At 66.6% G+C, this 5,823-nt stretch carries 6 protein-coding genes; 2 read left to right on the top strand and 4 right to left on the bottom strand.

Annotated elements, in window-relative coordinates; all coding sequences use genetic code 11:
* Positions 1–360 (bottom strand): hypothetical protein (locus tag ABW137_RS28790; RefSeq protein ID WP_526405146.1); only part of this gene is annotated, 360 nt, incomplete at its 3' end.
* A 159-nt stretch (positions 361–519) separates the two neighbouring features.
* On the opposite strand from ABW137_RS28790, the gene arc reads away from it, so the two are divergent.
* Complete coding sequence (arc, locus tag ABW137_RS28785; RefSeq protein ID WP_526405145.1) at positions 520–2,331, top strand: proteasome ATPase; 1,812 nt, start codon at positions 520–522, stop codon at positions 2,329–2,331.
* 68 nt (positions 2,332–2,399) lie between these two features.
* On the opposite strand, the gene ABW137_RS28780 is transcribed toward arc, so the two are convergent.
* A complete protein-coding gene (locus ABW137_RS28780; protein ID WP_526405143.1) occupies positions 2,400–2,699 on the bottom strand; it encodes a DUF732 domain-containing protein in 300 nt (99 codons plus the stop codon).
* Positions 2,700–2,867: 168 nt separating this feature from the next.
* Complete coding sequence (locus tag ABW137_RS28775; RefSeq protein ID WP_526405141.1) at positions 2,868–4,061, bottom strand: hypothetical protein; 1,194 nt, start codon at positions 4,059–4,061, stop codon at positions 2,868–2,870.
* Between the two features lie 20 nt (positions 4,062–4,081).
* Between ABW137_RS28775 and ABW137_RS28770 the strand changes: the two genes are divergently transcribed.
* Positions 4,082–5,467: a sensor histidine kinase gene (locus tag ABW137_RS28770; protein ID WP_526405139.1), complete on the top strand. Its 1,386-nt coding sequence runs from the start codon at positions 4,082–4,084 to the stop codon at positions 5,465–5,467.
* Here ABW137_RS28770 and ABW137_RS28765 read toward each other — a convergent pair.
* On the bottom strand, positions 5,425–5,823 hold a 399-nt coding region (locus ABW137_RS28765), incomplete at its 5' end, for a winged helix-turn-helix domain-containing protein (protein WP_526405137.1). The two genes, ABW137_RS28770 and ABW137_RS28765, sit on opposite strands and share 43 nt — an antisense overlap.

The following is a 5,823-nucleotide window of genomic DNA, read 5'->3' as shown; positions in this document are numbered from 1 at the left end:
GTTCACGTCGATGTTGTCGATGGCGAAGACCAGCGGGAAGTAGCCCTTGGCCTGCGCGTCGCGGTACTTGCCGTCCGCGAGCCGCGACTCGATCCGGCCGAGGCCGCCCTGGATGTAGGTGCCCTTGGCGCCGCTGTACGAGCCGGGCCCGGCCAGTCCGTTGAGCGTCTGGACCAGCGGAGCAGAGAGCTCCGGCGCCGGCGCCTCGGGCATCGGGATGTCCCAGACCACGGGCTGGACGAGGGGGGCCTGCGACGGCGCGCCCGATGCGATCGACGTCATACCACCCGCTGCGGCGGCTACCACAACAGCTCCGGCGGCTGCGGCCACAAAGCCGGTAACGAGGGATTTCGGGGTCACAATGGTCCTTTCTAGGGCCCTTTGAGGGGGCCGGGTCACGTCAAAGGTTAACAAGTGTCGGCGGTGTGTCGTAATTCCTACACCGCACACAAAGGCTGAATCGCCGGTAGCTTTGAAGTTGTTACTGCACCAACTTTCGGTGCGGGGAGGGAGCGCAGTATGAGCGAGTCAGAGTCGAGCACTTCTGGTTCCAGCAATGATGCTGCCGAGCTTGAGGAACTTCGCCGAGAGGCCGCCCGGCTTCGCGAGCAGCTGGAACAGGCGGTGGGGGCCAACAGCGGCCTGCGCAGCGCGCGGGACGTACATCAACTCGAGGCCAGAATCGACTCGCTCGCGTCACGCAACGCGAAGCTGATGGACACCCTCAAGGAGGCGCGTCAGCAGCTTCTCGCGCTCCGTGAGGAAGTCGACCGGCTGGGGCAGCCGCCCAGCGGTTACGGCGTTCTGCTGACCGCCCACGAGGACGACACGGTCGACGTCTTCACGTCCGGCCGCAAGATGCGTCTCACCTGCTCGCCGAACATCGAGGTGGCCGAGCTCAAGCAGGGCCAGACGGTCCGCCTCAACGAGGCGCTGACCCTGGTGGAGGCCGGTGCCTACGAGGCGGTCGGCGAGATCAGCACGCTGCGCGAGATCCTCGCCGACGGTCACCGCGCGCTGGTCGTCGGGCATGCCGACGAGGAACGCATCGTCTGGCTGGCCGAGCCGCTGGTCGCGGCGGAATACCTGGTCGAGGACCCCGATGCCGAGGATTCCGGCGACGATTGGCGCCCGCGCAAGCTGCGGCCCGGGGACTCGCTGTTGGTCGACACCAAGGCCGGCTACGCATTCGAGCGCATCCCCAAGGCCGAGGTCGAGGACCTGGTCCTCGAGGAGGTCCCTGACGTCAGCTACCACGACATCGGCGGCCTTACCAGGCAGATCGAGCAGATCCGCGACGCCGTGGAGCTCCCATTCCTGCACAAGGATCTGTACCGCGAGTACTCGCTGCGGCCGCCGAAGGGTGTTCTGCTGTACGGCCCGCCCGGGTGCGGTAAGACGCTGATCGCCAAGGCGGTGGCCAACTCGCTCGCCAAGAAGATGGCCGAGGTGCGCGGTGAGGATGCTCGCGAGGCGAAGTCGTACTTCCTGAACATCAAGGGCCCCGAGCTGTTGAACAAGTTCGTCGGCGAGACCGAGCGTCACATCCGGCTCATCTTCCAGCGGGCGCGGGAGAAGGCGTCCGAGGGCACCCCGGTGATCGTGTTCTTCGACGAAATGGACTCGATCTTCCGCACCCGCGGCACCGGGGTGAGCTCCGACGTGGAGACCACGGTCGTGCCTCAGTTGCTGTCGGAGATCGACGGCGTCGAGGGGCTGGAGAACGTGATCGTGATCGGCGCCTCCAACCGCGAGGACATGATCGACCCGGCCATTCTGCGGCCAGGTCGTCTCGACGTGAAGATCAAGATCGAGCGTCCCGACGCCGAAGCGGCACAGGACATCTTCTCCAAGTACCTGACCGAGAATCTGCCGGTGCACGCCGATGACCTCGCCGAGTTCGGCGGGGATCGCGGGGCCTGCATCAAGGCGATGATCGAGAAGGTCGTCGATCGCATGTACGCCGAGGTCGACGACAACCGGTTCCTGGAGGTGACCTACGCCAACGGCGACAAGGAGGTCATGTACTTCAAGGACTTCAACTCCGGCGCGATGATCCAGAACGTCGTCGACAAGGCCAAGAAGTTCGCCATCAAGTCGGTGCTGGAAACGGGCCAAAGGGGCCTGCGCATCCAGCACCTGCTCGATTCGATCGTCGACGAGTTCGCCGAGAACGAGGACCTGCCGAACACGACCAACCCCGATGACTGGGCCCGCATCTCGGGCAAGAAGGGCGAGCGGATCGTCTACATCCGCACGCTCGTCACCGGAAAGTCGTCGAGCGCCAGCAGAGCCATTGATACCGAGTCGAACCTGGGTCAGTACCTATAGAACCAGCAGGATCCACGATCGGCCCCGTGCTGGAAGACTTTCGGTGCGGGGCCGTTTCGCGTCCCGGGTCAGCAGAGGTTGGCGATCGCCGCCTTGTAGATGACGTTGGCGTCGTCGTAGCTGATGTCCTCGCCGGTGTTCTCGTAGAGCGCGTCGAGTGTCGTTTGCCGGGGCACGCCGTTCTCGAGGTCGTCGCATACCGCGTAGCCGAGCTGAAGCGCGAAGTCAGCCGATCCGTCGATGTTGGCGTTGGTCAGGTCGACGAAGTAACTGCCTTCGTCGGCGCTTGCAGTGCCCGCAGCGGCAAGGCCGACGGCGAACGCCGCCACGACAGCTGCAAAAACTCGGGGAAGCAATAGCTTCTTCATGGTCTCAATCCCTTCAGTTCCTGGTGTGCGTCGTGCCGTGGTTCACAGGCCCTTCGCCGGTGATGCGCAGCACTCGCGCAGTGTAGGGCGAGACGGGCCCCCGCGCTGGCCATTCATTGACACCGGCGTAACGTTGCTCGGCTGGCGCGTGCGCGGCGTTTGGACGGGTTAGTGGATGGGGTCGGTGGACCGGGACTCCATGGCCAGATAGGCGTCGCGGCCGGCCAGGCTCACGGCCACGTCGGCGATCAGCGGATCGAAGAAGCGCTGCCGGTACAGCGGGTCGGTGCTGGTGCTCACTGTGAAGTACAACCCGGAGAGCACCGCGACGAACAGCGACGTGTGCACGATCGTCTGCGGGATGGGGAGGTGCACCCCGAACCAGGTTCCCGCACAGGGCGGTTGGCCCACCGCGCAGGTTTCCTCCGACGCCCACAACACGGCGACGTCGTCCGGGATGGCGATGATGCCGAGGGCGAGGAAGAACATGAAGAGACCTGCCGTGAAGAACACCACCTGAATCGCCTGCGAGACCACCATCACGGCGACGACGTTGATCTGTTCGCCGCGGGACAGCGCGGTGCGCGGCGGCCTCTCGCCCGGCCGCAACGCCAGCGGGGTATCCGCGAGCAGGCGGGCCGGGTCGTCGTCCTCGGCTCCCTCGGTTCGTACCGCACGGTCTTCGCGTAGCGCTCGGACCTCGTCGCGGATGGTCGCAACCATGAAGAGCAGGGCGACCAGGGCGAGGAAACCGATGACCTGCCAGAGCCTTTGGCGACTCATTCGCGCCGCCAGTTGCCACAGCTCGCCGGTGAAGTACACCACCACCGTGAGCATCAGCAGCGGCAGCGCCCGGCTCATCAGACTGCCAAGCGCCCCGAGCTGCACCCACGCGAACCGGAATGCCCACCCCGCGATCGAACCGAATCCGATGTAAGTCAGCCACACCGCCAACAGCGTCATCGCGACGAACGCAGGCGCCTCGGCCACCGCTTCCGCCGACCAACCCCTCACCGTCACGGGCATGACCACCACGAAGATCGCCATCACCACCAGGGCCGCGGTGCGTCTGCCTGCCGCGCCGAGCGTCGTGTCCATTTGGTGGAGGACGTACAGGGCGAACGGGGCGGCGGCGAGGACCACGGCGATGATGCCCAGCCGCAGCGCGTAGCCGTAGTCCGCGGCGTCGCCGGTGACGTCGGCCAGCAGCATCGTCACCGCAGTCAACGCGCCGACGCCGCTGACCATCGGGGCCGAGCGTTCGATCAGGTGACGCGAGCGGACCCGCCGGGTGAGCACGAGGGGCAGGCCGCGGTGCAGGAACCACTCGTGGACCTGCTGCATGTCGGGCACCGCAAACATTGTGGTGGACTGTTAGCGCTATGGCGAGAGGACTCACGGCGAACTGGGGGATCTCGGCGCGGTCCGCGTTCGTTGCCGCGACGGTCGTGTTCGTGACGCTTTGCGTTGCAGGCGCGGCGCTGGCGGCCGTTTTCTACCAGACGATGTTGTCGGGCCTCGACTCCGCGGCGGCCACCCGCGTCAACGAGGTCGCCGGTCAGCTCGCGACCCGCGGGGCGCAGGGCGTGGACGACGCACTGCTGCAGACCGACCAGCGGATCGTCGCGATTCAGGTGATCGCACCGGACGGCACGGTGATGCAACGTTCGGCATCGGCCCCCGAGACGCCGCTGCTACCCAGGAGCCAGGTCCGCGACGGCCTGCACATCGGAATGCCCGAGCAGTCATCACCGTTCGGCCGCATCAGGTTCAGCGCCGACACCGTCGACGGACCGGGTGGCCGATACACGGTCATCGTCGGCGAGGGCAGCACGACGATCTCGTCGACCGTGTGGAGCGTCGTACTGGCCCTGGCCATCGCGGCACCGATCGTGATCGGTGTATCCGCCTTGGCCACATATCTTTTGGTGCGCCGGTCGATGCGGTCCGTCGACGACATCCGATCCAGGGTCGCCGACATCACCACCTCGGATCTCACCGGCCGGGTGCCGGTGCCTGCCAGCCGCGACGAGATCGCCGCGCTGGCAGTCACGATGAACGAGATGCTGGCGCGCGTCGAAGCGGGACACACCGCTCAGCAGCGCTTCGTCGGCGATGCCTCTCACGAACTCCGCAGCCCCCTGACGACCATCATCTCGGCATTGGAAGTGGCCGTCGCGCATCCGGAGGTGCTCAGCGGTGAGCTCACCGCCACCACGTTGATGCCCGAGGCGCTTCGGATGAAGGCGCTGATCGACGACCTCCTCCTGTTGGCCCGCGTCGACGAGCGTGGGCTCGACACCGCAAGGGAGGACGTCGACCTCGACGATCTCGTCGCTGCGGAGGTCGAGCGCCTCCGTAGGGAGAGCACCCACGACGTACGCGCCACGCTCGAGCCCGCGAGGTTGACCGGTGACCCCGCGGCGCTGTCCCGGGTGTTGCGCAACCTGCTCGACAACGCTGCGCGGCATGCGGTGTCGCGCGTGGTCGTCGCCGTGCGTCCGGACGACGGACGGGTGCTCGTCGAGGTGAGCGACGACGGGCCAGGGATTTCCCTCGCCGACCGGGACAGGGTGTTCGACCGCTTCGTGCGCCTGGACCCCGATCGGTCGCGACGTGCCGGCGGCACGGGCCTCGGCCTTGCCATCGTGCGGGAGATCGTGGCTGCGCACGGCGGACGCGTCGGCATCGGCGACGGTATCGGGTCGGGAACGAAGGTGACCGTTCAGCTGCCCTTGCCGACGGAGCCGCTCGAGTCGAGCCGGTAACCGACGCCGCGAACCGTCTCGATCGTCTTGATGCCGAACGGAATGTCGATCTTGCGCCTGACGTAGCCGACGTACACCTCGACGACGTTGTCGGCGCCATCGTAGGCGGCGTCCCACACGTTGTGCAGGATCTCGGCCTTCGTGACGACGGTGTCCTTGTTGCGCATCAGGTACTCGAGGAGGCCGTATTCCCTTGGCGTCAACCGGATTGGTGTTGCGGCCCGCTCCACCACCCGGCGTGAGGGGTCGAGCGACAAAGTCCCTGCGGTCAGCACCGCCGGACGCTGCGGGGCGCCGCGACGGACCAGTGCCCTCAGCCGCGCCACCAGCACGATGAACGAGAACGGCTTGGTCAG

Origin of the sequence: Mycobacterium sp., from assembly GCF_040509115.1 — a bacterium.
Lineage (GTDB): Bacteria > Actinomycetota > Actinomycetes > Mycobacteriales > Mycobacteriaceae > Mycobacterium.
This window is presented reverse-complemented; position numbering and strand designations above follow the sequence as displayed.

Bases quoted from the DNA above. Each gene is read 5' to 3' on its own strand.
- arc (WP_526405145.1), top strand. From the start codon at position 520: ATGAGCGAGTCAGAGTCGAGCACTTCTGGTTCCAGCAATGATGCTGCC.
- ABW137_RS28780 (WP_526405143.1), bottom strand. From the start codon at position 2,699: ATGAAGAAGCTATTGCTTCCCCGAGTTTTTGCAGCTGTCGTGGCGGCG.
- ABW137_RS28775 (WP_526405141.1), bottom strand. From the start codon at position 4,061: ATGTTTGCGGTGCCCGACATGCAGCAGGTCCACGAGTGGTTCCTGCAC.
- ABW137_RS28770 (WP_526405139.1), top strand. From the start codon at position 4,082: ATGGCGAGAGGACTCACGGCGAACTGGGGGATCTCGGCGCGGTCCGCG.